Below are 25,295 nucleotides of genomic sequence, written 5' to 3'. Positions count from 1 at the left end.
AACGGCACGATCTCGGACACCGACCCCACGAACGTCGTCTTCCCGACACCGAACCCACCGGCGACCACGATCTTCGCCGACGTCGTCGCCTGCCGCGCGACCTGGGGACTAGAGCCTGCGGAGCCCACTGAGCACCCTCTCCAGGAATTCAATGGACGGCCTGTCCCCCACGACCAGGCCGCTTTGGTGAATCAGGACTAGACCCATGCTGGCCATGTCACCGATGAGCACCCGGACCACCCCGAGGGGCAGCCGCAGGTGCGCCGCGATCTCCGCGACCGAGCGGGTCTCAACGCACAAGCCGCAGATTGACCGGTGCTCGGCGGTCACTGCGGCATCCCTGTCGCGGCCGTGGTCGCTGGTGGACACCAGCGCCTCGATCGCCAGGTCGTAATCGGGCCTCGTCCGGCCGCCGGTCCTGGTGTAGGGACGGACCAGCGATCCGGTCTCGACCACGGGCTCGTTCTGCGCCGGGTCCGGTTCGGGTTCCGGATCCGGCGGCTGCACGAAGTGCACCTCGTAGCCGTCGGCATCGTAGAGCGGGCCGGACATCGGGTCCGAGATGGGGCCCGAGGGCGGTCCACCACGGTAGCCGGGGGCGCTGCGCTCGCCGGGACGCTCGTCGGCGAAGCCGAACGCGCCCCCGCCGGGCATCTCCTCCGGCAGGCCGTAGGCCCCCCGGCTGCGCGGCGGACCCTCGACGAAGCCGTGCTCGCCGAACAGGTCGGCGCCGGGCCCGCCGAACAGGCCGTTGCCGTACCCGTCGATGTCGAACCGGTTGGGCACTTCGTCCAGGCCGTGCTGGGGCGGGTCGTCTAGACCGTGCGCTGCCATGTCGCCTAGACCTCGTCCCGTCGTGCCGAAGGCACGGCCACCGGGCTGTTGTCGGGGTGCGTCGTGCAGCTGGTGTCGTGGCGGATCATCCAGCACCTCATCCAGCTCGTAGTGCGCGTCGTCCTCGGCGTCCGAGGACCCCTCCGAATCGGGATCGGAGAAGCTGAAGCCCTCGGCGGCCCAGGCCTGGTAGTCGAACTTCTTACCGAACCGGCCGCCGGGTACGCCAGAACCCTTGGCCATCACGTCTCACCCCCACCCGGGCCTATCTGCGGACCACGCCTTGCAGCTGCGCCCGTAGTTCCGGCGTCAGCTGCTGGCCCACCCGCTCGACCAGAAGGGTCATCTCGTAGGCGACGAGCCCGATGTCACAGTTGGGCGCGGCGAGGACGGAGAGGCACGAGCCGTCGCTGATGGACATCAGGAACAGGTACCCCCGCTCCATCTCCACCACGGTCTGGTTGACCGAGCCGCCCTCGAAACAGCGCGCGGCGCCCTGAGTCAGGCTGATCAGCCCGGACGACACGGCCGACAGCTGCTCCGCACGGTCCCTCGGCAGGCCGTGCGAGCCGGCCAGCAGGAGACCGTCGGCGGAGACGACGACGGCGTGCGCCACGCCGGGGACCCGGCGGACGAAGTCGGTGATCAGCCAGCTGAAGCTGCCCGGCTGCTGTACAGACGCGGTAGTCACTCCTGCTCCTCGTCTTCACTGCTCTGCGGCGATGTGGACGCATCACCAGAGTAGGCGTCTATCAAAGCGTGCCGGCCACGGCGCACGCCCTGCTGGAAGCTTGACATGCGACCCCGCACCGAGTCAGCCGACCGCGGCGCGGCCGGGGACCTGGTGGCCGCCGCGGCCGGGTTCTTCGGTGCGGCCGAACCCGGGATGAGGTGCGCCTTCGGCACCCGTTTCGGCAGCCCGGCCTGGGTCTGCGCGTCAGGCGCCTGGCTCAGCAAGGATTCAGCAGCCTGCCATCCTTCGTCGCCAGGTGATGTCCATTCGTTACTCCTGGCCGCTGCCGGGCGGGCCGGTCTGGTGGGCAGCGGGGCCGAACCGTTGCGGGCCGCCGGGGTCTCCGGCTGCTGCTGGCGGGCGGGTTCGGACTCGGTGGCCGCGGCCGGCGCCGGCGTGCTCGAGCGCGGGGTGCGCTTGGGCAGCGGCAGGGACGCGGTCGACTGCTGCGCGGCGGCGGCCGGCGGCTCGGCCGGTTCGGGCTCGGCGACCGGCTCGGGCGTGGGCACGGGCCGCTCGAGGGCCTGCGTGACCTGCTCCGGCTCGATCCGCGGCTCGGCGACCGGCTGGTCGGGCACCTCGGGCAGCGGCATGGACATGGTGGCGGTGGCCGGACCGGCGGGCAGGTCGTCGGCGCTGGCGCCGGCCTGGGCCGGCACGCCGAACGGGCCCTCCAGGTCGGGCGTCTCCTCCTCGACGGCCTGGAACCACTGCGACAGGACGGCCTCGTAGATCGGCAGCCGCTCGGTCGGCGCGTCCAGTTCGTGATCCAGATCACGCGACGGGAACGGGTTGGCCTCCGGCTGGGCCGGCGCCGGCACGGCGGCCGGCGGCGCGGCGTGGCCGTTCAGGCTGCCGTTGGTCGAGCCGCGGGTGACCTGCTCCTGGGGCATCTCCTGGAAGCCGGCGAACATGTCCACCGGCTGGCCGGCGGCGGAGTCCTCCAGCGACGGGAACCAGGTGGCGGTGCTCTCCTGCGGCTGCGGGGCCGGCGCCTGCGGCGCGCCCGGCGACCAGCGCGGCACGCCGGTGACGCCCAGCTCCGGGCTGCCCGCGCTGGACACGAACTGCACCGGCATGCCGGGGTCGCCCACCGGCTCCGGCGCCGGCGGCTCCTCGAACGGCGCGGCCTGGCGGCGGGCCATGCCGAAGGCGTTGGCGATGCCGCCGCCGGGCGTGGCCATGGGCCGCTCGGTGCCCGACGGGGGCGTGTTGACCTCGGCCCCGGGGGCGAGCACCAGCGAGGCCGGCACCACCACGAGCGCGGTCATGCCGCCCTCGATGTCCTCGTTGCCGCGCAGCCGGACCTTGATGTCGTGCCGCTTGGCCAGCCGCGCGACCACGTACAGGCCCATGCGCCGGGACACCGCGACGTCGACCTCGGGCGGGTCGGCCAGCCGCTGGTTGGTCTCCTCCACGTCCGCGGCCGACATGCCCACGCCGCGGTCGTGGATCTCGATGGCCAGCTCGCCCCGCCGGGTCTTGGCGGTGCGCACGGTGACCTTGGTGTTCGGGTCGGAGAACGCGGTCGCGTTGTCCAGCAGCTCGGCGATCAGGTGCACGAGGTCGTTGACGGCCCGGCCCTGCACGGTCAGCTCCGGCGTCGGCGCGACCTGGATGCGGGCGTACTGCTCGACCTCGGACACCGCGGCGCCGACGACGTCGCCGGCCGGGACCGGCCGGGTCAGCCGGCGGCCCAGGTCGGTGCCCGAGAGAACCAGCAGGTTCTCCGAGTTGCGCCGCATACGGGTGGCCAGGTGGTCCAGCTCGAAGAGGTTAGCCAGCTGGTCCGGGTCCTGCTCGTCCTGCTCCAACCGGTCGATCAGGCCCAGCTGGCGTTCGACCAGGGCCTGCGAGCGACGGGACAGGTTGACGAACATGGCGTTGACGTTGTCCCGCAGGAGGGCCTGCTGGGCCGCCATCCGGACCGCCTCGCCGTGCACCGCGTCGAAGGCCCGGGCCAGCTGGCCGACCTCTTCCTTGGTGTGGATCGGGACGGGCTCGACCACTTCCCGGGCCGCCTCGGCCGGGTTCGGGTCGGTGAGGATGCGCTGCACTTCCTCCGGCAGCCGGTGGTCGGCGATGTCCAGCGCGGTGCGCCGCAGCACCCGCAGCGGGCGCAGCAGCGAGCGGGCCACGAACAGGGCCGTCACCAGCGCCAGCAGCAGCGCGCCGAGGACCAGCGCGGAGTTGCGGATCGCAGAGTCCTGCGAGGCGTTCGCCAGGTCGTTGGTCTGCTGCTGGAGCTGCTGCAACAGGGCCTGCTGGACCTGGTTGGTCAGGTTGACCGTCAGCGTGGAGTCGATGTCCCACTGGGTCGTGGTCAGGCCGTTCAGGTCCGCGTTGGTGGAACCGCGGATCAGCGCCGACTCCTCCAGCTTGTTGGCGTCGTCGACGATCAGGCCGGTGACCGTGTCGTCGAAGATCCGCTGCTGGTCGGGCGTCGCCGACTTGGCAAAGTCGTTCTTGGCCGCGCTGAGCTCGGCGTCCGCGGCCAGCAGCGCGCGCAGCTGGTCCTGCTGGAAGCCCTTGTTCTGGAAGACCTGGAGCAGGATGCCGCGCTTGCGGGAGTCCTGCTCCTTGGCGCGGGCCACCGCGTTCACCGCGAGCTGCAGCTTGACCAGGCCCGGGTCGGAGATCGTGGAGATGGCCTGCTCACCCAGGTCCAGCAGGTTCTGGATGGAGTCGCTGTAGGAGTTGAACACGGCGCTGGCCGGGTACTGCGTGTCCTGCGCGGCCTTGCGCAGGTTGGTCAGGCGGGACAACTGGTCGGCGGCGGTGCGGAAGCGCTGCTCGACGTCCGGCGACAGGCCGGGACCGAGCGTGTCGACCAGGTTGCGGAACGCGTTGACGTCCTGCACCACCCGGTCCCGCTCGCGGTCCAGGTTCACCTTGTCGCCGCTGCGGTTGGCCGCGACGTACTGCGCGGTCAGGTCGCGCTCGCGCTGGAGCTGCTGGACCAGTTCCGCGACCGAGCTCTCCAGCTGAACCTGCTTGGCCAGCCGCTGCGCGTCGGTGAGGTTGGACACGTCGGCGCTCACCCGGATGCCGCCGAGGATCAGCGCGAGGATCGTCGGGATCAAGAGGACGACCAGCAGTTTGGTACGCAGTCGCCAGTTCTGTAGCCGCCACCGCGAGCCGGTGCCCTCGGCGCTGCGGTCGATGTCGGATCCGACATCGACGCTAGGTCCGTTATGTGCGGTTTCTTCGCTCACGTCCACATCACGCTGCGCAGCCAGTCCTTCACCCTTTTCGGGGCCACCCGAACGCGCCGGACCAGCTTGGCCTGGTCGGCCGGGGCCTTTGTCTCGACGGGCCACCCTGGGCTTCCTCATTCCAGCAGCAGTGTCTCGGTCCCTCCCCGGACCGAGCTTGGTTCCGAAGTGGGCCGAATTGCAGCACAACCACGGGGCGCAATGCCAGACGGCCCCGCCAAGCAGTTGTTCTGTGGTCCGCGCCGACCACGTCCACTAGCCCAATGAGCGTAGTGGTGGATACCTCGGACGGGAAGACTCCAGATGCACTCACCGTATCCGCCGCGGGGGATGCCTTCATACGTCCGGGTGGCTACCATCCCCGCATGTTGGTATCGATCGTGGTTTGATGCCAGCGGCCCGGTTGGGGGGCCCGTAGATCAAATTAATGAGGTGCGCATGGCCATCGGAGCGGTACGACGGACCGCTGTGGCGCTCGTCGGCGCGCTGGGTCTGGTCGCTTCCGCGGCCGGGTGCAGCATGCTGCCCGGATCCGGATCGTCCACACCGAACCTGGAGCACCCGACGCTACGGGTCGGTTACGAGCCCCAGGTCGACGTGGCCCCGCTGTACATGGCGGTGAAGAGCGGGCTGTTCAGCAACGCCGGCCTGAAGATCGAACTGGTGCAGGAGAACAGCGACCAGGAGGCGATCCAGCAGCTGGCCAACGGGCAGCTGGACGTCGCGTTCGCCACCCACGTCGCGTTCTTCAAGGCCGAGGCCGGCGGCGCGCAGCTGGAGTTGCAGGGCGAGGCCTACCAGGCCGGCACCAACACGATGGCGCTGGTCACGCTGCCGTCGCTGAACTACAACTCGCCGACCGCCAAGCAGACGCCGCGCGTCGCCGTGAACGCTCCGGACGACCTGGGCGAGCTGGCGACGAAGTCGGTGCTGGACACCGCGGGCGTGTCGCAGAACAAGATCGCCTTCCAGACGATGTCGTTCGCCGACATGTCCACCGCGCTCCAGAACCGCACCGTGGACGCGGCGTGGATGATCGAGCCGTTCATCACCAAGGCCGAGCAGAACCTGGGCGCGACCGTCGTGACCGACGCCGCCCGCGGCGCCACCCAGGAGTTCCCGATGACCGGGTACGCCTCGGCCAAGAAGTTCGCCGACGCCAACACGAACACCATGACGGCGTTCCGCAAGGCGTTGCAGCAGGCTCAGGAGCAGGCCTCGGACCGGCTCCAGGTGCAGGGCGTGCTGAAGGAGTACGCCGGCATCGACGCCAGCACCGCCGACCTGATCTCCGTCGGCACCTTCCCCAGCACGCTCAACGCGGTCCGCTTGCAGCGCGTCGCCGACATGATGGAGACCTCCGGCGTGCTCCAGAACCGCCTGGACGTCCAGTCGATGCTGCCGCCGTCGGCACAGAACAGCTGATCGACATTTTCTGACGAAATAGGCGACGGCCGGGTCGGGAAATCCCGACCCGGCCGTCGCCTATGTTTGCCGTCACGGCAATATCAGGAACCGCTGGGCTGTGACATACAGTAGGTGAGCTTGAGCGGGTCGTACACGATCGCGTGCGTCGGGTCGGGATCCGTGCAGGCGCTCGCGCTCGCCTTGTCCTTCACGACCTTGATCTTGATCGCGTTCGGATCCGTGCAGGGGATGGCCGGGTGACCCATGGTGGTCCCCCCGGTGGTGACCAGGTCGTAGCACTTGCCGTCCTCGAATACCGGCGCGATGCACAACTTGACGTTGTTGAGCGTGCCCTCTTCGTAGTACTCGTCGTAGCCCTTGTCCGTCGGGCACTCGTCCGTGGACTTGAGCACGATGCCCACGACGTAGTTCTGCTTGCCGCTGGCGCAGTCGACCTTCTCGTAGTTCGGCTTGGTCGTCGTGCCGGAAACAGTCGCGCACTCACCGACCGCGGTGTTGTGCGCGTCGTCGGCGCTGGTGACCGCCGTGCTCAAGCCGAAGCTCAGCGCCACCTTGACGATGAGGCCGATGACCACGACACCGACGCCGGTGAGGATGGCGACCAGCCGGCCGCGCTTCTTCTTCACCGGCGCGGTCAGCGGCGCCTGCGGGAATGGTTGCGGCTGGCCGGGCGCAGGCGGGTAGGCACCCGGGTTCGCCCCCTGCGGCATCGGGCCGGTGCCGGGAACCGGGCCCCCGCCCGGAACCGGGCCGGCGCCCGGGTACTGCTGCTGGCCAGGTGCGCCGCCCGGGTACGGCTGCTGCGCGCCGGGGAACTGCTGGCCCTGGGGACCCGCCGGGTACGGCTGACCCTGAGGCGCCGCGGGATACGGCTGGCCCTGGGGCGCCTGCGGGCCCTGCGGCCCACCGGGCATGGGTGGAGTGCTCATGAATGTCCTCTTTGTGTGGTTCCCCGTGACGAAACGCCTGGCCTCAGGCGTAACAACCCCCGATGCGGCGGACTGTAGCCAGCGGTGAGCACCCGCCGCCGGGTATTTATCCGTTGGTTATGTGAATCCCGGAATCGGGAACTTTCGTTGCCCCCGAACGCCCTCGTCGCCACGGCCGGCAGCCGGACGATCACCGCTGGTGAGCGGCCGGGTGATTGGCATTCGGGGGCCCCGGCTCGGCACACTGGACGGACGCCGAGGTGAGGAGCGCGAGCGGTGACCGACGGACCCTTGATCGTCCAGTCCGACAAGACGCTGCTGCTGGAGGTCGACCACCCGCACGCCGACGAGACGCGCACCGCGATCGCGCCGTTCGCCGAGTTGGAGCGGGCGCCGGAGCACGTGCACACGTATCGGGTGACGCCGCTGGCGCTGTGGAACGCCCGGGCGGCGGGGCACGACGCGGAGCAGGTGGTGGACGCGCTGGTCCGCTACAGCCGCTACCCGGTGCCGCAGCCGCTGCTGGTGGACGTGGTCGACACGATGGCGCGCTTCGGCCGGCTCCAGCTGGTCAACAACCCGGCGCACGGCCTGACCATGGTGTCGCTGGACCGCGCGGTGCTGGAAGAGGTGCTGCGCAACAAGAAGATCAGCCCGATGCTGGGCGCGCGGGTCGGTGACGACACGGTGGTGGTGCACCCGAGCGAGCGCGGCCGGCTCAAGCAGGCGCTGCTGAAGGTGGGCTGGCCGGCGGAGGACCACGCGGGCTACGTCGACGGCGAGGCGCATCCGATCGCGCTGGCCGAGGACGGCTGGCAGCTGCGCGACTACCAGCGGCTGGCGGCCCAGTCGTTCTGGGCCGGCGGCTCGGGCGTCGTGGTGCTCCCGTGCGGCGCGGGCAAGACGCTGGTCGGCGCGGCGGCGATGGCCGAGGCGCAGGCGACCACGCTGATCCTGGTGACGAACACGGTCGCGGGCCGGCAGTGGAAGCGCGAGCTGATCGCCCGCACGTCGCTGACCGAGGACGAGATCGGCGAGTACTCGGGCGAGCGCAAGGAGATCCGGCCGGTCACCATCGCCACGTACCAGGTGATCACCCGCAAGACCAAGGGCGAGTACCGGCACCTGGAGCTGTTCGACTCCCGCGACTGGGGCCTGGTCATCTACGACGAGGTGCACCTGCTGCCGGCGCCGGTGTTCCGGATGACGGCGGACCTCCAGTCCCGCCGCCGGCTGGGCCTGACGGCGACGCTGGTGCGCGAGGACGGCCGCGAGGGCGACGTGTTCTCGCTGATCGGCCCGAAGCGCTACGACGTGCCGTGGCGCGACATCGAGGCGCAGGGCTGGATCGCGCCGGCGGACTGCGTCGAGGTCCGGGTGACGCTGACCGACAACGAGCGGCTCCAGTACGCGACGGCCGAGCCCGAGGAGCGGTACAAGCTCTGCTCCACGGCGCGCACGAAGCTGCCGGTGGTGCGGGCGATCCTGGACCGGCACAAGGGCGAGCCGACGCTGGTCATCGGCGCGTACCTGGACCAGCTGGACGAGCTGGGCGAGGGCCTGAACGCGCCGGTGATCCAGGGCTCGACCAAGAACAAGGAGCGCGAGGAGCTGTTCGACGCGTTCCGCCGCGGCGAGCTGAAGACGCTGGTGGTGTCCAAGGTCGCCAACTTCTCCATCGACCTGCCGGAGGCCTCGATCGCCGTGCAGGTGTCGGGCACGTTCGGCTCGCGGCAGGAGGAGGCGCAGCGGCTGGGCCGGCTGCTGCGGCCCAAGGGCGACGGCCGGCAGGCGCACTTCTACTCGATCGTCTCCCGGGACACGCTCGACGCCGACTACGCGGCGCACCGGCAGCGCTTCCTGGCCGAGCAGGGCTACGCCTACAAGATCGTGGACGCCGACGACCTGCTGGGCCCGGCGGTGCCCGAGGTCGGCTAGATGGTGATGATCGACATGGGGCGGTCGACGTCGTCGACCGCCCACATCAGCTCCAGGGCGTTCACCTCGGTCGTGACGACGATGCCACGGTGGGCCACCGCGGTCGCCGCGACCATGGCGTCGACCTGGTCGGGCTTGGTCGTCACCAGGAAGTCGATCCAGTAGTCGTGGATGACGCCGCCCTGGTGGTCCTCGTCGATCTTGCACGCCCGCAGCACGGTGGTGGGTTCCCGGCCGTCCGAGCGGTTGCGCAGCTCGGTCAGCACCGCGTGCGGCACGATGATCCGGCACTCGTCGAGCAGGAAGCACTTGTGCAGGGCCATGAACCGGCGGTTGTCGTCCAGCGCCGCCAGCAGCGCGCCGACGGTGTAGACCACCGGCGGCCGGAACTTGCCGGTCACTGCTCGCGCGGCCGGAGCCGGGCCCGGGCGGCCTCGATGGCCTCGTCCGCGCTGGCCAGCTCCGGTTTGCGCAGCGGCGAGTGCCGGGTCTCCCAGTACTCCATCGCCGTCAGCCCGTCCTGGTTGAGCACGTGGTGCTCCACGATCCGGGTGACGTAGCTGGCCAACGCCATGTGGGCGTCGTCGGCCAGCTCCTGGACCCGGGGCGCCAGGTCCTCGGGCAGGGTGATCGTCACTCGCTTGCTCGGCACGGCCGACAGTATGCCGCCCCCGGGCGAACCCCGGGTGTACGCCATCCCAATGGGCGCTCCGAAGTAGCCGTTCAGCGCCGTCGCAGCCGGCTGATGAGCACGATGAGCAGCACCGCTGCGCCGATCGCGAACACGGCCCGCTTCGCAACCGACCGGCCGGCGAACTCCATCAGGTCCAGGGGTTCGGCCTCCGGCTGGGGTTGAACCGGTGGCCCGGCGGCCTTCGGCGGCGCGGCGGGTGGCTGGTCGGCCGCGGGCTCTTCGGCCTGTGGGGGCGCGACGGCGGTCGCCTGTTCGACGGATTCGACCGGCGGCGCGAGCTTGTCGGCCAGGCAGGCCGCGAACTGGTCGAGGATCTTGCCGCCGACCTCGCTGATCAGGCCGCGGCCGAACTGCGCCGGCCGACCGGTCACCGCCAGCTCGGTGACGACCGCGGCCGCCGTGCCGCCGCCATCATCAGCCGAAAGAGTGACCTCCACGGTGGCCGAGGCGGTGCCGTTGCCGCGACTGTCCTTTCCGGACGCCGTGATCACGGCCCGGTGCGCGGCGTCGTCGATCGAGTCGAACGAGCCGCTCCCCTTGTACAGCAACGCGACCGGCCCGAGCTTCACCTTCACGGTGCCGGCGAACGACTCGCCCTCGGCCGAGGTCAGCGTCGCCCCCGGCATGCAGGGGGCGACGCGCTGCGGGTCGCGCAGCGCCGACCAGACCTCGCCGATCGGCGCCGCCACCCGGAACTGGTGTTCCAACCGCACCCGTCAGCCCCCGACCGCCATCGACAACGCCCGCCCGGTCAGCACCTTCGCCAGCTGGCTCCGGTACGCCGCGTCGCCGTTGCCGTCGCTGCCGGGGCTGGTGCCCTCGGCCGCGTGCTCGGCGGCGGCCCGCAGCACGTCCGCGCCGGCCGGCTGGCCGATCAGCGCCTGCTCCACGCCGACGGCCCGCACCGGCACCGACGCCATGTTGGTCAGCCCGACCCGGGCGTCCGCGATCTGGCCGCCGCTGACTCGCAGCGAGACGCCGACGGCCACGATGGACCACGCCTGCGCGACCCGGTTGAACTTCTCGTAGTGCGAGAGCCAGCCGGTGTGCTTGGGCACCTTCACGGCCACGAGCAGCTCGTCGGCGGCCAGTGTGGTGGTGAAGTAGTCGACGAAGAACTCGCTCGCCGGCACCTCGCGCCGGCCGTTCGGACCGGCGACGACCATCACCGCGCCCAGCGCCAGCGCCGGGGCCAGCAGGTCGCCGGCCGGGTCGGCGTGCGCCAGCGAGCCGCCGAACGTGCCGCGGTGCCGAATCTGGGGATCGGCAACGGTTTCCGTCGCCCGCGCGATCAGCGACGCGTGGTCCTGCACGAGGTGGTCGCGGGCCACGTCGTAGTGCGTCGTCATCGCCCCGATCACCACGTTGTCGGCGTCCTCGGTGATGCCGCGCAGCTCCGGCACCCGGCCGATGTCGACGACGACGGTCGGCGCGGCCAGCCGCATGCGCAGCACGGGCAGCAGGCTCTGCCCGCCGGCCAACACCTTCGCGTCCTCGCCGGCGTCCACCAGCGCCTGGACGGCTTCCTCCACCGTGGACGGACGGGCGTAGTCGAATGCGGAGGGGATCACTGCAGGCCTCCCTGGATCGAACCGAGACCGCCGCCGGCCTGTCCGCCGCTGGTGTCCGCTGTTCGCCCGTGAATCGCGCTCCACACCCGGAACGGCGTGCACGGCATCTCGATGTCGTCGACGCCGAGGTGTCGCACGGCGTCCACGATGGCGTTGACCACCGCCGGCGTGGAGGCGATCGTGCCGGCCTCGCCGACTCCCTTGACGCCCAACGGGTTCGTCGTCGACGGGGTCTCCGTCCGGTCCGTCACGAACGACGGCAGGTCCGCCGCCGACGGCAGCAGGTAGTCGGCGAAGGTGCCGGTGGTCAGGGTGCCGTTCTCGTCGTGCACGGCCTCCTCGAACAGCGCCTGCGCGATGCCCTGGGCCAGGCCGCCGTGCACCTGGCCCTCGACGATCAGCGGGTTCACCACCTTGCCGACGTCGTCCACGCACACGTACTTGCGGATCGTGACGCGGCCGGTCTCGGTGTCCACCTCGGTCGCACAGAGGTGGGTTCCGTGCGGGAACGAGAAGTTCTCCGGATCGAAGGTGGCCTCCGAGTCGAGGCTGGGCTCCACGCCGTCGGGCAGGTCGTGCGCGGCGAACACGGCCAGCGCGATGTCCCCGATGCCGGCGCCCTTGTCGGTGCCGCGCACGGTGAACCGGCCGCCGGCGAAGTCCAGGTCGTCCTCGCCGCACTCCAGCATGTGCGCGGCGATCCGGCGGGCCTTGGCGATCACCTTGTCCGCCGCCTTCACGACGGCGATCGCGCCGACGGTCAGCGAGCGGGAGCCGTAGGTGTCCATGCCCTTGTGCGAGGACTGGGTGTCGCCGTGCAGCACCTCGACGTCCTCGAACGGCACGCCCAGCTGGTCGGCGACGATCTGGCTCCACGCCGTCTCGTGCCCCTGGCCGTGCGGGGAGGAACCGGTGACGACCTCGACCTTGCCGCTGGGCAGCATCCGGATCGCCGCGTGCTCCCAGCCGCCGGCCCCGTAGGACAGCGAGCCCAGCACCCGGGACGGAGCCAGGCCGCACATCTCCGTGAAGGTGGAGATGCCGACGCCCAGCTGCACGGCGTCGCCGCGCTCACGGCGTTCGAGCTGCTCGCGGCGCAGGCCGTCGTAGTCGAAGAGCTCCTTGGCCTTGTCGGTGGCGGCCTCGTAGTTTCCGGAGTCGTAGGTCAGGCCGCAGACCGTGGTGAACGGGAACTCCTCGTGCCTGATCCAGTTCCGCTCGCGGACCTCCATCGGGTCCAGCTCCAGCTCCGCCGCCAACTCGTCCATCAGGCGCTCGATGGCGAAGGTGGCCTCCGGCCGGCCGGCGCCGCGGTAGGCGTCGGTCATCACCTTGTTGGTGAACACGTTGGTGCAGCTGAACCGGTAGGCCGGGATCTTGTAGATCGCGTTGTACATGAACGCGCCCAGGATGGGGATGCCCGGCGTGACCAGGCTCAGGTACGCGCCCATGTCGGCCAGCAGGTCGACCTTGAGTCCGGTGATCGTGCCGTCGCGGCGGGCCGACAGCGTCAGCCGCTGGATCTGGTCGCGACCGTGGTGGGCGGTCGCCATCGCCTCGGAGCGGGTCTCGGTGTACTTGACCGGCTTGCCGAGGCGGCGGGCCAGCAGGAACACCAGCAGCTCCTCCGGCGTCACCTGGAGCTTGCCGCCGAAGCCGCCGCCGACGTCCGGCGCGATCACCCGGATCTTGTGCTCCGGCACGCCCAGCGTCAGGGCCAGCATCAGCCGCAGGATGTGCGGGATCTGGGTGGCCGACCAGAGCGTGAACTGCTCGCCGGTCGGGTCGCACAGCACGGACCGCGGCTCCATGAACGCCGGGATCAGCCGCTGCTGCCGGTACTTCCGCTCGATGACCACCTCGCCGGCGGCGATGGCCTCATCCACGCTGCCACCGGTGCCGGCCTCCGCCGAGTCGAACACCCAGAGCGCGTTCTTGTTGGTGCCCAAGGACTCGTGCACGAGCGGCGCGTCGTCGGCGATCGCCGCCTCCATGTCCAGCACCACCGGCAGGTCGTCGTAGTCGACGTCGATGGCCTCCAGGGCGTCCTGCGCCTCGGCCGAACTCCGCGCGACGACCACCGCCACCGCCTCGCCCGCGTAGTGCACGGTGTCGACGGCGAGTGCCGGGTGTGGCGGGTTCTTCATGTCCGGGGTGATCGCCCACGCGCACGGCAGGCTGCCCTGCTCCTCGGCCAGGTCCGCGCCGGTGACCACGGCCAGCACGCCGGACATGCCCTTGGCGGCCGAGGTGTCGATGGCGGCGATCCGGGCGTGCGCGGCGGGGCTGCGCAGGATCGCCATGTGCAGCATGCCCGGCAGCGCGATGTTGTCCGTCCACCGGGTACGGCCGGTGATCAGGCGGGCGTCTTCCTTGCGGCGCCTGGACTTTCCTACCTCGGGTTCGACGGTGGCGGTCATTCGCCACCTGCCACGGTCTCGCGCTCGCGGTCCGCCTCGGCCGCCGGCTTCAACCGGTGCGCGGCGTCCTGGACCGCGCGCACGATGTTCTGGTATCCGGTGCAGCGGCAGAGGTTGCCCTCCAGGCCGTGCCGCACGGTGCGCTCGTCCGGATCGGGATCGTCGGCCAGCAGGTCGATCGCCTGCATGATCATGCCCGGCGTGCAGAACCCGCACTGCAACGCGTGGTTGTCGTGGAACGCCTGCTGCACGGGGTGCAGCTTGCCGTCCCGGGCCAGCCCCTCGATGGTGGTGATCTCGCAGCCGTCGGCCTGCGCCGCCAGCATCGAGCACGACTTCACGCTGTGCCCGTCCACGTGCACGGTGCAGGCCCCGCAGTTGCCGGTGTCGCAGCCGACGACCGTGCCGGTTTTCCCGAGTTTCTCCCGCAGATGCTGGACGAGCAGGGTGCGGGGCTCGACCTCGTCGGTGTAGCTCACCCCGTCCACGACCATGGTCACACGCATGTCGCCTCCAGGCAGCGCCGAACCCGGTGGGCGGCCCACCACCGCGTCGTGACCGGGCTCACAGGGCGAGCCTGCTCCCGTCGTCCGGCGGGCACAACCCCTCGCGCAAATGCGGTAATACCAAGGGAAATTCGCCGCAGCTGCGGTTCAGCCGGCGCGGTGGATCGGGCCCTCGGAATGGGCCAGTCGCTCTCCGCGACCGCCCCAGCGCAACGCGATGATCTCCGCCGCGATCGACACCGCGGTCTCCTCCGGGGTCCGCGCGCCGAGGTCGAGTCCGATCGGCGAGGACAGCCGGGCCAGGTCCGCATCGGACAGGCCGGCCTCCCGCAACCGGGCCAGCCGGTCGTCGTGCGTGCGGCGCGACCCCATCGCGCCGACGTAGGCGACGTCCAGGCGCAGCGCGACTTCCAGCACCGGCACGTCGAACTTCGGGTCGTGGGTGAGCACGGCGATCACCGTGCGGTGATCGATCCTGCCCTCCTCGGCCTGCTTGACCAGGTACCGGTGCGGCCAGTCCACGACCACCTCGTCGGCGTCCGGGAAACGGCCCTTCGTCGCGAACACCGCCCGCGCGTCGCAGACCGTGACGCGGTAGCCGAGGTACGCGCCGAGCCGGACCATCGCGGCGGCGAAGTCGATCGCGCCGAACACCAGCATCCGCGGCGGCGGCTCGAACGAGTTCACGAACACCGCCATGCCCTCGCCGCGGCGCTGCCCGTCCGGGCCGTAGTGCAGCAGCCCGCTGCGGCCGCTGGCCAGCATGCCGCGGGCGTCGTCGGTGACGGCGTCGTCGATACGCGCGGAGCCGAGGTCGCCGGCGCGCCGATCCGGCCACACCACCAGGTGCCGCCCGACCAGCGACTCGTCGGGATGCTCGACGACGGTCGTCACGGCCACCGGCTCCTCGGCGCGCACCGACTCCACCACCGAGGCCAGCTCCGGGAAACGCTTGCCGTCAACGCGTTCCACGAAGACGTCCAGAATGCCGCCGCAGGTCAGGCCGACCGCGAAGGCGTCGTCGTCGGTGACGCCGTAGCGCTGGAGCACCGGCCGCCCGTCGGCCATCACCTGCTGCGCCAGCTCGTAGACCGCCCCCTCCACGCAGCCGCCGGACACGCTCCCGGCGACCTGCCCGTCGTCGGCGACGAGCATCGCCGCGCCGGGCTGCCGGGGCGCCGAGCGGAAGGTCGCCACCACCGTGCCCAGCGCCGTCGGCCGACCCTCCTGCCAGTTCTCGTCGACGATGTCGAGGACGTCACGCACGGCGCACCTCCGTCAGCAGTTCGTCCAGTGTGGCCAGGCTGTGCCCGGCCAGCAGCCGGTCGACGTGCGGCAGCGCCGCGCGGATACCGGACTGTACCGGGGCGTAGCCCGAACGGCCGGCATGCGGGTTCACCCACAGGACGGCGTGTGCGAGCCGGCGCAGCCGGGCCAGTTGCTCGCCGAGCAGCGCCGCGTCGCCGCGCTCCCAGCCGTCCGAGAACACCACCGTGACGGCCTGCCGCGCCAGCCCGCGCTGCCCCCAGCGATCAAGAAATGCCCGAACGGTCTCCCCGAGCCGGGTGCCGCCGGCGAAATCGGGCACGGCTCGGGCTGCCGCCGCGAGCGCCTGCTCAGGGTCGCGCATCCGCAGCTGCCGGCTCACGCGGGTCAGGCGGGTGCCGAGCGTGAACGCCTCCGTGCTCGGCGGGGAGCGCCGGACGACGGCGTGGGCGAACCGCAGCAGCGCGTCCGCGTACGGGCTCATCGAGCCCGAGACGTCGATCAGCAGCACCAGCCGGCGTGGCCGCAAGCGCTTGCGGCGGTACCGCAGGCGAACCGGCTCGCCGCCGGATCGCAGCAGCTCGCGAAGGGTCTCGTCGGGATCGAGCAGGCCTTTCGGCGCACGACGGGTGCGGACGCTTCGCCGCAGCGGCGGATCCGTGCGAAGAGTGGCCAGAAGTTCCTTCAATGCCGCACCGTCCAGGGCAGTGACGTCCCGACGGCGAAGAATTTCCGCGTCGCTCGCGGCCACATGCAGCTCCGGCGCCGGCTCGGAACCCTCCCCCGACACGGGGGCCACCAGCGGAGCGCTGACGGTCGTCCGCCGCCGCGTGCGGCCGTTGCTCGTGACCCGCGGCGGAGTGCCGCCGAACCAGGCGGCGAAGGCCGCGTCGTACGCGGGGATGTCGTCGGGCTCGGCGCAGAGGCTCAGCCGGCCCGCCCAGTACACCTGCCCCGGCTCGGCGACGTCCACGTGGCTCAACGCCTCCAGGTACGCCTGCGCCCGCGAAGGGTCGGCGCCGAGGCCGATGCGTCGCAACACCTCGGCGAACCCCGTCAGTCCGGGCAGCGGGTCCGTCATCTTCGAATAATGCGACTCACGCGAGCAGCGCGTCCAACCCGGCCGCCACCACCCGGTCCGCGTCCTCCCGGTACTTCAGCACCGCGCCCAGGGTGATCGCCGCCGCCTCGACGTCCAGCACCGGCCGGTCCAGCGCCAGCAGCGCCTGCGCCCAGTCCAGCGACTCAGCCACCCCCGGCGGCTTCAGCAGCTCCGCCGCCCGCATCCGGGACACCGCGGTCGCCACCTGCGTGGCCAGCGCCTGTGTCAGCTCCGGCAGCCGGCGCCGCAGGATCGCCACCTCGCGGGCCAGGCCCGGGTGCTCCAGCCAGTGGTACAGGCAGCGGCGCTTCACGGCGTCGTGCACCTCGCGGGTCCGGTTCGACGTCAGCACCACCACCGGCGGCTCGGCCGCCCGGATCTCCCCCAGCTCCGGGATGCTCACCGCGTGCTCGCTGAGCACCTCCAGCAGGAACGCCTCGAACTCGTCGTCGGCGCGGTCGATCTCGTCCACCAGCAGCACGCAGCCCGGCGTCTCCAGCGCCTGGAGCAGCGGCCGGGCCAGCAGGAACCGCCGGGTGAACAGCTCCGCCTCCGCGCCCTCGGTGCGCCCCTGCGCCTCCAACGCCCGCAGGTGCAGCAGCTGGCGCGGGAAGTCCCAGTCGTACAGGGCGCGCGCGGCGTCGATGCCCTCGTGGCACTGCAACCGGATCAGCGGCGTGCCCAGGGCGTCGGCCAGCGCACGGGCCAGGGCCGTCTTGCCGGTGCCGGGCTCGCCCTCGCAGAACAGCGGCCGCCGCATCCGCAGCGCCAGGAACGCCGCCGTGGCCAGCCCCTCGTCCGCGAGATAGCCGACCCGGTCCAGGGCCGCGGCCAGCTCACCCGGGGTGTCCATGAGGCTCAGGGTAGGCCCATCTCCGGGTCGAACCAGGGACGAACCCGGATGGCGCGGAGCCGGCGCGCCGGCAAGCTCTGTGTCATGACAAACGACATCCTGAACGAGGCCGGCACCAAGATCCGCACCTTCCGTCGCAGTCGGGAGAACCGCATGCTCGCCGGCGTGTGTGGCGGCGCGGCCGAGCTGCTCGGCGTGGACGCGGCCCTGCTGCGGGTCGGCATGGTCGTCGGCACGGTGTTCTTCGCCGGCGCCGGCATCGTCCTCTACGCGGCCTGCTGGCTGCTGGTGCCCGAGGCGGAGAGTGAGTGAGTTCGGCGGGTGACCCGGGACTCCGCCTTTGCCGCGCGTTCCGCGCGGGGCTCGGCCGCCCACGAGGTCGATGCCTTCCCTTGTCAGTTTTCGATCGATGGACAGACTCGATCGAAAACTGCCCGCGGTCCAGGCATCGACGGCGGCCTCGCACATCCGTGAGCAGGGCGGGTGACCCGGGACCTTCGAGGGGTAGATCCCGGGTCACCCCATGAGCGGCACTCGGTTCTACGCCGCGTCCCGCTGGTCCACAGTGGCCACGACCCGGTTGCGGCCGGTGCGCTTGGCCCGGTACACGGCCGTGTCGGCCGCCAGCAGCAACCGTTCCATGGTGGTCATACTGCTGCGGTGCACGGCGACACCGATCGAACAGGACAGTCCCGCGATCGGCACGCCTTCCTGCGGCGCCAGCACGTACAGCGCGCCGACGGTCTTGCGGATCCGTTCCGCGACGACCAGCGCGCCGGCCTCGTCGACGCCAGGTAACAGCACCACGAATTCCTCGCCGCCGAACCGGCCGACGGCGTCGTCCGCACGCACCTGGTTCTTCACCGCCGTCGCCACCGACTTCAGCACGGCATCGCCGGCCAGATGCCCGTACGTGTCGTTGACCCGCTTGAAGTGGTCCAGGTCGACCATCAGCACGCCGATCGTCGCGCGCCGGTCCTGTCTGGTCCGGGCCAGTTCCTGCGTGGCGAGGTGGTGCCAGGTCACGGCGTTGAGCAGCCCGGTCTTCACGTCGATGGTGGCGGCCGCCTCCAACTCCTTGACCAGCACGCTGCGGTGCAGCACGACGATCGGGCAGAACAGCAGCACCGTGAACAGCGGCTGGTACACCAGGGTGAGCGCGGTCAGGCCGCCGAGGCAGAGGGTGGTCAGCTCCAGGGCGTTGTCGTCCCAGCTGCCGAACAACTCCGTCAGGGTCGCGTTCCCCCGGCTGCGCAGGTTGATCGACACCGCCAGCAGCAGGGCGTCAACCAACTCGAACGTGAGGCCCCCGAGCAAGCAGGCCAGGGTGACGCCGAGGCTCCACGCCGGCAGCCGGTCCGCCAGCGGGGTGCCGGCGACGGTGCTCGCGGCCAGGCACGCGACGACCGCCGCGCTCGCGCCGAACACAGTGCGGTAGAGCGAGACGTTGTGCAGGTGCCGCCAGATCCGCAGCCACATGTGCGCGTACAGGGCGATGCAGAGCACGGCGACCAGCTGCGGCGGCAGCATGAGCACCGCGGGGATCAGCCAGATCGACGTCATGTTGATGTGCGTGTTGCCGCTCATCCGCCGGCGGTCGCGCTCGATGCGCCGGGACAGCTCGGCCTGCACCATGCCCAACACCAGCAACACGGCGAACCGCGCCAGCGCGACATCGCTGGGCGCGCCGTGAGTGAACGAGGCGAGGGCCAGAACGAGAGCGATCGCCTCCACCAGAACGGCGTAGGCGATCCACCGGGCGGGCAGCGCCCACAACGCGAATCCGGCCATGCGATCTATGAGCCCGTAACGATCCACCCCTTTCGGAGAGGATCTGGACTGGCTCATACTCGACACGTCGCCCCCTTATTTCGACCGCCGCGTCCAGTGTTCAGCCGGGCGCGGCAGATTCGCTAGGTTCATCCGGGTGAGTTCACAACCGTGATCAGGGAGGTTCGGCCATGACCGGTGCACGAAAGACTCGCGACTGAGACTAGCTCCTGCGACTGTCCGCCCCGGATTCCGGTACGGGCAGCCAGATTTCCGCCCGGTCGGTGGTGGCGCGGCGCCATGCCACCGCCACCGGCGCCGCGATCGCCAGCCCGGCCAGCCCGAACCAGCCGACGGCGTTCGCCGCGCCGACACGGTCCGCGACCAGGCCGCCCACGAATGGGCTCAACCCCTGCGCCGCCATCATTCCCGCATACGCAAGTCCCAACACCTGGGAACGTCGGGAATCGGGCACGCCTCGCACAATCGACGATGTGGTCTGCATGTATGTCGCGGTGCCGAATGCCCCGGCGACGATGAATATCGCGGCGGACACGATCAGTCCCGGATGGAACAGGCAGAGCAGCAGCGGCACGCCCGAGGCCACGCACATCAGCACCAACTGCCGGGCCTGCTGCCGTTCCGGCACGAACCGGCCGAAGACGAACGCGCCGATCACGCTGCCGACCGGGTCGGCGGCCAGCAGCAGGCCGAGGGTGACGGTGGTGCCGCCGAGCTGGTCGTTGTACGGGCCGGCGAGGCCCTCGTACACGATGAACACGCCGGTGAGCCAGCCGATCAGCAGCAGCGATCGTAGGCCGGAATCCCTGCGTAGCAACGAAAAGCCGCCCGGCGTGGCGCGGGCGGCGGGGTTGAGGGCGGCGGGGCGGAACCGTACGCCGGCCCGCAGCAAGGCGGCGGACACCAGGAACGACAAGGCATCCAGCGACAGCGCCCAGTACGGGCCGGTGACCGCGAGCAGCAGGCCGCCGCCGGCGAAACCGAGCACCTGCGCGGACTGGTTGGTGATGTTGCGAACCGCCATGCCGGTGACGAAGTCGTTCCGCGGCAACACATCCGCGTACAGGGCCTGCTCGGCGGCGCGGAACGGGGCGTTCAGCAGCGACACCCCGGCGACCAGCACGCACAGCACCGGGAACGGCATGCCGGGCACCGCGACCGGCACGATCATGGCCGCCCGCAACAGATCCGCGGCCACCATCACCCGGCGCCGGGGCAGCCGGTCGGCGAGCCCGGACAGGAAGACGCCGCCCAGGAAGGACGGCACCAGCGTCAGCGCGAAGGTCAGACCGGTCAGCGCCGCCGATCCGGTGTTGCCGTAGACCAGCACCACCAGCGCGACCCGGGCCAACTGGTCGCCGACCATGGACAGCCCGCTGGCCGCCCATACCGCGCGAAACTCGGCGACCGCGAAGACCGCCCCGAACCGTCCCGCCATACGCACCGCCCCCACCGTCCGTGCCCGCACGGTAGCGACTGGTAAGCGGAACGGGTGGTCGTCGCGGGCTTTTCACCCACGTCGCCTAACGCGGTCGGCCTGGCACCCCCGGCCGCGTCTGCCACGGGTGCGGCCCGGCCAGCGGCCGGTACTCCACGCCGAGCGCGTCCAGCCTGGGCAGATGCTCGTCGGCCAGCCGGCGCGTGAAGTCGGCCAGATCCCGGTTGCTCCGTTCGGTCCAGACCACCTCGGCGAACGCCGACAGCCGCGGGAAGGCGGCGTAGTCGACCCGGCGCGGCGAGTCCAGGTGCTCGGTCCAGACGTTGGCCTGCGCGCCGAGCACCCGCCGCACCGCGTCGCCGGTGAGGTCGGCCGGGATCGGGTCGTACTCGTACACATCGGACACCGTGTGGACCATGCCGACCGGAATCGGCTCGTCGCGCCGGTCGGACTCGCGGTGGTCCAGGTACACCTTCTGCTCCGGGCACATCACGACGTCGAAGCCGGCGCGGGCGGCGTCCACCCCGGCCCGCTCGCCCCGCCAGGAGGCGATCACCGCGCCGCCCGGCAGCGGGCCGACCTCGGCGATCTCGTCCCAGCCCATCGCGCGACGTCCATGCGCGCCAAGGTGTTCGGCGATCTGGCGGATGAACCAGCCGTGCAGCTCCGGCACGGTCGCCAGCCCCCGCCTCGAGGCCTGCTCGGCGGTCCACTGCACGGTCGGCACCTCGTCACCGCCGACGCAGATGATCTCCGACGGGAACACGTCCACCAGCTCGTCGAACACGTGCCGGTAGAAGTCCACAGTGGAGTCGTCGGTGTTGAGCACGTTCTCGTTGACGCCCCACAGCGGCCACACCGGCAGCGGGTAGGTCAGGTTGCCCAGCTCCGGATACGCGGCGATGGCCGCCTGGCTGTGGCCCGGAATGTCGATCTCCGGCACGACGACGACGTGCCGCCGCGCCGCGTACGCGACGACCTCGCGCAGATCGTCCTGGGTGTAGAAGCCGCCGTGCGGCCGGCCGTCCGTCACGTCGTCGGTGCGCACCCCGACCCGTGACCCCTCACGCCAGCCGCCGACCTCCGTCAGCTTCGGGTAGCGCTTGACCTCGAACCGCCAGCCCTGGTCGTCGGTGAGGTGCAGGTGCAGCCGGTTCAGCTTGTGCGCCGCGAGCAGGTCGATGAACCGCAGCAGGCCGTCCTTCGGCATGAAATGCCTTGCCACGTCGAGCAAAGCGCCCCGCCAGGCGAAACGCGGGCGGTCCTCGACCACGCCGCACGGCAGCGCCCAGTCGGCCGGCCCGATCGGCGCCCGGCGGAAAGCCGCCGGGCCCAGCAGCTGGCGGATGGACTGCGCCGCATGGAAGGCGGACTCCTCGTCCTGGGCCTCCACCAGCACGCCGTCCGGAAACACGCGGATCAGATGGCCGGACAGCCACGGCACGATGCGGAACCGGATCGTCGGATCGGCCGCGGGCCGCAGTGGCAGGCCGGTCGCCGCCACCAGCACCTCACGCAGCCAGGTCACCGCCGCCGGATCGCCGTCCAGAGTGGTGTTCTCGGTCAGCGGCAGCAGCCCACCGGTGGCGTCCACTCGCGACGGTCTGGGCAGCAGTGTCTCGAATCCGGGCACGGGACGCGATGCTAGGCCACCTTTAAGGTCCATACCAGCCGCTTCCCGCTCCCTGGATACGCCACATGCGCTTCCCATTTGGCGTCCGAGCGCAAACGAAGAGCGCGCATGTGGCGGAAAAGTCAGCCCTTGACGAGCTCGACCCACTGGGCCACCACCGCGGCGTCGACCGGGTAGTTCCAGCCGCCGGGGCGCACGGCGCTGCCGACATGGAAGCTGTGCACGCCGTCGGCCCGCAGCCCCGGCACCTGCTCGGCGCTCAGCCCGCCGCCGGCCATCACGGTCACGCCGTCGGCCTCCTGGAGGGCCGCCAGCTTGCGCAGCACCGGCAGCCCGTCGGCGACGCCGGTCCCGCTGCCGGCCGCCAGCACGGTGTCCGCGCCGAGCGCCACCACGTCCTTCCACGCCGTAATGGGGTCGGTCGAGTTGTCCAGGGCCCGGTGGAAGGTGAACTTGCAGCCGTCCAGCTCGTCGATCACGGTCTGACAGGCGGCGACGTCGATGGCGCCGGCGTCGGTGAGCCAGCCCAGCACGAACTCGGTCACGCCGACGTCCCGCAGCGCGATCGCCTCGGCCCGCAGGTGCGCCAGCGACCACGGCGCGAAGCCCGCGTCGTCGCGCAGCATGGCGCGCACGGGCAGGTCGGTGGCGGCTAGCACGCGGCGCGCGGTGGCCACGGCGGGCGTCAGCCCGTCGGCGGCCATGTCGCTGACCAGTTCGAGCCGGTCCGCCCCGCCCTCCTGGGCGGCGTGCGCGTCCCGGGCGTCGAGCGCGATGACTTCCAGCAGCATGGTCTAGACCATAGGGGCTACCTGGCCGTGATCACCACCGCCGATCAGGCAAGATCGGAAACTTCGAGAAAAATTTCTCGACGGTGTATCTCCCACCGCCGGCACAACTCCTGTCCAGTTGTCCGGCCCGTTCACCCACGCCATGGGGAGCGGGCGGGACGACCGGGCGTCTCACGGGCGCCGGTCGGGGTGGTGGAGCCGACTCGGGGGAGGCGGTTGCACCAGGTCCGCAGTACGCGCGGCAGGCGTCGGCCCCACCGGGGTGCCGGCCGGCCCGATGTCGAGGGGGCATCGGAACGGCCGTCCAACGGAGTCGGCAGCCGAGAGCGCGGTGGACCCTTCACGTCAGCGGGGGTGTGAAGGGTCCGGGCCGGAGGCGATGGAGCCGGCGTCGGAAGGGGAGACCCGACGCCAGGGCCGCCACAGTCGCCTCCGGCCCTTTCGCGCGTCCGAAAGGGCACTCTTCCGTCTTGTTGATCACGCGCTGGCGTGTATCTAGTCCGATCGAGCGATCCCTTGTTAAATCGTTGCGCTGTTCGAGGCGAATCGACGGCACAATGAGCACGCATGGTGAGCCGGAAGGGGCCGACGCACCGTGTGCGCTCCACGACAGGACGCAGCCGCCCGGGGGATGAAGAAGGGGCGGGCGCGTCACCGGGGAACAGCAGAGGGGACGACTCATGAGCACCACGGACGACACCACGTCGACCAGCACGCCGGACGTCACCGCGATCGACCCGGCGATGCTGGACGAGGTTGAGCAGGCGCTGGACGCCGTGCAGGGCGGGGTCCAGACCGACGACGGCATTCCGCAGGCGGAAAGCACCCGGCCGGCCGCGCAGGCGAATGGCATTCCGCAGGCCGAAACGGTGCACGGCCCGGTCGCGCATGCCAATGGCATTCCGCAGGCGGAAACCATCGAGGGACCGGTCGCCCACGCGAACGGCATCCCGCAGGCCGAGACCATCGAGGGACCGGTCGCGCACGCGAACGGCATCCCGCAGGCCGAGACCACCGACGGCATTCCGCAGGCGGAGAGCCCGAAGCCCGGCAGCGTCGCGCACGCCGACGGCATCCCGCAGGCCGAGACCGCCCGGCCGGTGGCGCACGCGGACGGGATCCCGCAGGCGGAGACGACCCGACCGGTCGCGCACGCCAACGGCATCCCGCAGTCGGAGACCGTCCGCCCGTGAATCGACGTCCGCGCTGGTGGCAGGCCTGCCACCAGCGCGGACATGTCGTTATCATTTCGTGAGTATCTGACGCCCGGTTCGCTGCTCTTAATCACGTCGGGACCCGTCCGGGGGTCCCGCCGGAGTGAATGGGGCGGCGGTGGCAGCACACGGGAACACGCCGGGGGGCGTGGCCGTCATCGAGCACGATTGGCCCGACTGGCTGTGGACCACTACACCAGGTAGGGCAGGATGCAGGCACGGGGTGCGTCCCCGTGGCGGGGGGACCGGGGCGCGCCGACGTACCTCAAACCCGGAGGTGCATCGCATGGCCGTTGACACGTGGGACGGGCTGACCGGCCACGACCCGTGGGAGGGGCTGACCGGTCACGACCGCCACGCGGCATGTCTCGTCGCGGCCAGAGCCGGCAACCGCAAGGCATTGGACGTGTTGGTCGCCGACCTCACGCCCCTGGTCTGGCACGTCACGCGCAGCCAGGGGCTGGACAAGGTGCACGCGGAGGACGTCGTGCAGACCGTCTGGCTGGCGCTGCTGCGCCACCTGGACCGTCTCCAGCAGCCCAAGGCGCTCGCCGCGTGGCTCATCGTCACGGCCCGGCGCGAGGCGCAGCGGGCCAAGACGTCCGGCTTCGACCGGGAGACCCTGGTGGCGGCCGAGGACCTGGTGGACATCCCGGCCCAGGTGGACGGTCCCGAGCAGCACGCGCTGCGCGACGACCGGGACCGCCGGCTGTGGGCCGCGTTCAAACAGCTCACCGACCGTTGTCAAAAATTGCTCACGCTGACCGTCCTGTCCGGCCGGGCCCAGTACGACGCGGTCGCGGAGGCGCTGGACATGCGCCGCGGCAGCATCGGCCCGACCCGGGGACGGTGCCTGACCGCGCTGCGCGAGCTGCTGGACCAGGAAGGGGGGCCGCAGTGAGCGCCACCGACGACCAGAACGAGTTCGAGGCCGGTCTG

Annotated in this window: 22 protein-coding genes and 1 pseudogene; 5 read left to right on the top strand and 18 right to left on the bottom strand. The window is 71.1% G+C overall.

Annotation, left to right across the window (positions count from 1 at the left end):
- The 4 genes and pseudogenes from BCF44_RS57510 to BCF44_RS15230 form a co-directional block, all read right to left on the bottom strand.
- A pseudogene (locus BCF44_RS57510) lies at positions 1-128 on the bottom strand (ATP/GTP-binding protein); the annotation flags it as partial.
- Positions 109-1,077, bottom strand: a complete 969-nt coding sequence (locus tag BCF44_RS57505; protein WP_246015067.1) for a DUF742 domain-containing protein — start codon at positions 1,075-1,077, stop codon at positions 109-111. The gene BCF44_RS57505 and the pseudogene BCF44_RS57510, both read right to left, overlap by 20 nt.
- A 22-nt stretch (positions 1,078-1,099) precedes the next feature.
- Positions 1,100-1,525, bottom strand: coding sequence for a roadblock/LC7 domain-containing protein (locus BCF44_RS15235; RefSeq protein WP_116174868.1), 426 nt, complete (start codon positions 1,523-1,525; stop codon positions 1,100-1,102).
- Entirely contained in the window at positions 1,522-4,782 is a 3,261-nt protein-coding gene (locus BCF44_RS15230) for a nitrate- and nitrite sensing domain-containing protein (RefSeq protein WP_246015064.1), read from the bottom strand. The genes BCF44_RS15235 and BCF44_RS15230 overlap by 4 nt, the downstream gene beginning before the upstream one ends.
- Before the next feature lie 438 nt (positions 4,783-5,220).
- Between BCF44_RS15230 and BCF44_RS15225 the strand changes: the two genes are divergently transcribed.
- A complete protein-coding gene (locus BCF44_RS15225; protein ID WP_116174866.1) occupies positions 5,221-6,207 on the top strand; it encodes an ABC transporter substrate-binding protein in 987 nt (328 codons plus the stop codon).
- Between the two features lie 83 nt (positions 6,208-6,290).
- Here BCF44_RS15225 and BCF44_RS55460 read toward each other — a convergent pair whose 3' ends face one another.
- Complete coding sequence (locus BCF44_RS55460) at positions 6,291-7,139, bottom strand: LppU/SCO3897 family protein (protein WP_170217507.1); 849 nt, start codon at positions 7,137-7,139, stop codon at positions 6,291-6,293.
- A gap of 276 nt (positions 7,140-7,415) precedes the next feature.
- On the opposite strand from BCF44_RS55460, the gene BCF44_RS15215 reads away from it, so the two are divergent.
- Positions 7,416-9,077: a DNA repair helicase XPB gene (locus BCF44_RS15215; RefSeq protein WP_116174865.1), complete on the top strand. Its 1,662-nt coding sequence runs from the start codon at positions 7,416-7,418 to the stop codon at positions 9,075-9,077.
- Here BCF44_RS15215 and BCF44_RS15210 read toward each other — a convergent pair.
- From BCF44_RS15210 to BCF44_RS15170, 9 genes are all read right to left on the bottom strand, one after another.
- Positions 9,074-9,478, bottom strand: a complete 405-nt coding sequence (locus BCF44_RS15210; RefSeq protein ID WP_116174864.1) for a hypothetical protein — start codon at positions 9,476-9,478, stop codon at positions 9,074-9,076. The two genes, BCF44_RS15215 and BCF44_RS15210, sit on opposite strands and share 4 nt — an antisense overlap.
- Positions 9,475-9,729, bottom strand: coding sequence for a hypothetical protein (locus BCF44_RS15205; RefSeq protein WP_147328496.1), 255 nt, complete (start codon positions 9,727-9,729; stop codon positions 9,475-9,477). The genes BCF44_RS15210 and BCF44_RS15205 overlap by 4 nt, the downstream gene beginning before the upstream one ends.
- 71 nt (positions 9,730-9,800) lie before the next feature.
- The gene (locus tag BCF44_RS15200) at positions 9,801-10,484 is read right to left on the bottom strand and encodes an SRPBCC family protein (protein WP_116174862.1); all 684 of its coding nucleotides are present in this window, start codon (positions 10,482-10,484) and stop codon (positions 9,801-9,803) included.
- 3 nt (positions 10,485-10,487) lie between these two features.
- Entirely contained in the window at positions 10,488-11,342 is an 855-nt protein-coding gene (locus BCF44_RS15195; RefSeq protein ID WP_116174861.1) for an FAD binding domain-containing protein, read from the bottom strand.
- Positions 11,339-13,762: a xanthine dehydrogenase family protein molybdopterin-binding subunit gene (locus BCF44_RS15190; protein WP_116174860.1), complete on the bottom strand. Its 2,424-nt coding sequence runs from the start codon at positions 13,760-13,762 to the stop codon at positions 11,339-11,341. Before BCF44_RS15190 ends, BCF44_RS15195 begins: the two co-directional genes overlap by 4 nt.
- Positions 13,759-14,268: a (2Fe-2S)-binding protein gene (locus BCF44_RS15185; protein ID WP_116174859.1), complete on the bottom strand. Its 510-nt coding sequence runs from the start codon at positions 14,266-14,268 to the stop codon at positions 13,759-13,761. Before BCF44_RS15185 ends, BCF44_RS15190 begins: the two co-directional genes overlap by 4 nt.
- A 147-nt stretch (positions 14,269-14,415) precedes the next feature.
- Positions 14,416-15,534: an XdhC family protein gene (locus BCF44_RS15180; RefSeq protein ID WP_116174858.1), complete on the bottom strand. Its 1,119-nt coding sequence runs from the start codon at positions 15,532-15,534 to the stop codon at positions 14,416-14,418.
- Positions 15,527-16,615 carry a vWA domain-containing protein gene (locus BCF44_RS15175; RefSeq protein ID WP_116174857.1) on the bottom strand — a complete coding sequence of 363 codons (1,089 nt, stop codon included), beginning with the start codon at positions 16,613-16,615 and terminating at the stop codon, positions 15,527-15,529. The genes BCF44_RS15180 and BCF44_RS15175 overlap by 8 nt, the downstream gene beginning before the upstream one ends.
- A gap of 16 nt (positions 16,616-16,631) precedes the next feature.
- Entirely contained in the window at positions 16,632-17,489 is an 858-nt protein-coding gene (locus tag BCF44_RS15170; protein WP_116174856.1) for an AAA family ATPase, read from the bottom strand.
- A gap of 84 nt (positions 17,490-17,573) precedes the next feature.
- Here BCF44_RS15170 and BCF44_RS15165 point away from each other — a divergent pair, with 84 nt between their 5' ends.
- Positions 17,574-17,801, top strand: a complete 228-nt coding sequence (locus BCF44_RS15165; RefSeq protein WP_116174960.1) for a PspC domain-containing protein — start codon at positions 17,574-17,576, stop codon at positions 17,799-17,801.
- Between the two features lie 228 nt (positions 17,802-18,029).
- Here the strand turns inward: BCF44_RS15165 and BCF44_RS15160 are convergent, their stop codons facing one another.
- The 4 genes from BCF44_RS15160 to BCF44_RS15145 all read right to left on the bottom strand — a co-directional run bounded on the left by BCF44_RS15160 (position 18,030) and on the right by BCF44_RS15145 (position 23,142).
- Complete coding sequence (locus BCF44_RS15160; protein ID WP_116174855.1) at positions 18,030-19,280, bottom strand: GGDEF domain-containing protein; 1,251 nt, start codon at positions 19,278-19,280, stop codon at positions 18,030-18,032.
- A 202-nt stretch (positions 19,281-19,482) separates the two neighbouring features.
- Positions 19,483-20,718, bottom strand: a complete 1,236-nt coding sequence (locus BCF44_RS15155) for an MFS transporter (RefSeq protein WP_116174854.1) — start codon at positions 20,716-20,718, stop codon at positions 19,483-19,485.
- Between the two features lie 85 nt (positions 20,719-20,803).
- Complete coding sequence (locus BCF44_RS15150) at positions 20,804-22,351, bottom strand: beta-N-acetylhexosaminidase (RefSeq protein WP_246015062.1); 1,548 nt, start codon at positions 22,349-22,351, stop codon at positions 20,804-20,806.
- Between the two features lie 122 nt (positions 22,352-22,473).
- Positions 22,474-23,142 carry a copper homeostasis protein CutC gene (locus BCF44_RS15145; protein ID WP_116174852.1) on the bottom strand — a complete coding sequence of 223 codons (669 nt, stop codon included), beginning with the start codon at positions 23,140-23,142 and terminating at the stop codon, positions 22,474-22,476.
- A 680-nt stretch (positions 23,143-23,822) separates the two neighbouring features.
- Between BCF44_RS15145 and BCF44_RS15140 the strand changes: the two genes are divergently transcribed.
- Together BCF44_RS15140 and BCF44_RS15135 are read left to right on the top strand one after the other, a co-directional pair.
- Entirely contained in the window at positions 23,823-24,335 is a 513-nt protein-coding gene (locus BCF44_RS15140) for a hypothetical protein (protein ID WP_116174851.1), read from the top strand.
- Between the two features lie 307 nt (positions 24,336-24,642).
- The gene (locus BCF44_RS15135) at positions 24,643-25,257 is read left to right on the top strand and encodes an RNA polymerase sigma factor (RefSeq protein ID WP_116174850.1); all 615 of its coding nucleotides are present in this window, start codon (positions 24,643-24,645) and stop codon (positions 25,255-25,257) included.
- Positions 25,258-25,295: the final 38 nt, after the last annotated feature.

It is taken from the genome of Kutzneria buriramensis, from assembly GCF_003387475.1.
In the GTDB taxonomy this organism is placed as follows: Bacteria; Actinomycetota; Actinomycetes; order Mycobacteriales; family Pseudonocardiaceae; genus Kutzneria; species Kutzneria buriramensis.
The sequence above is the reverse complement of the archived record's forward strand: the minus strand, read 5'-3'. Positions and strand labels throughout refer to the sequence as shown.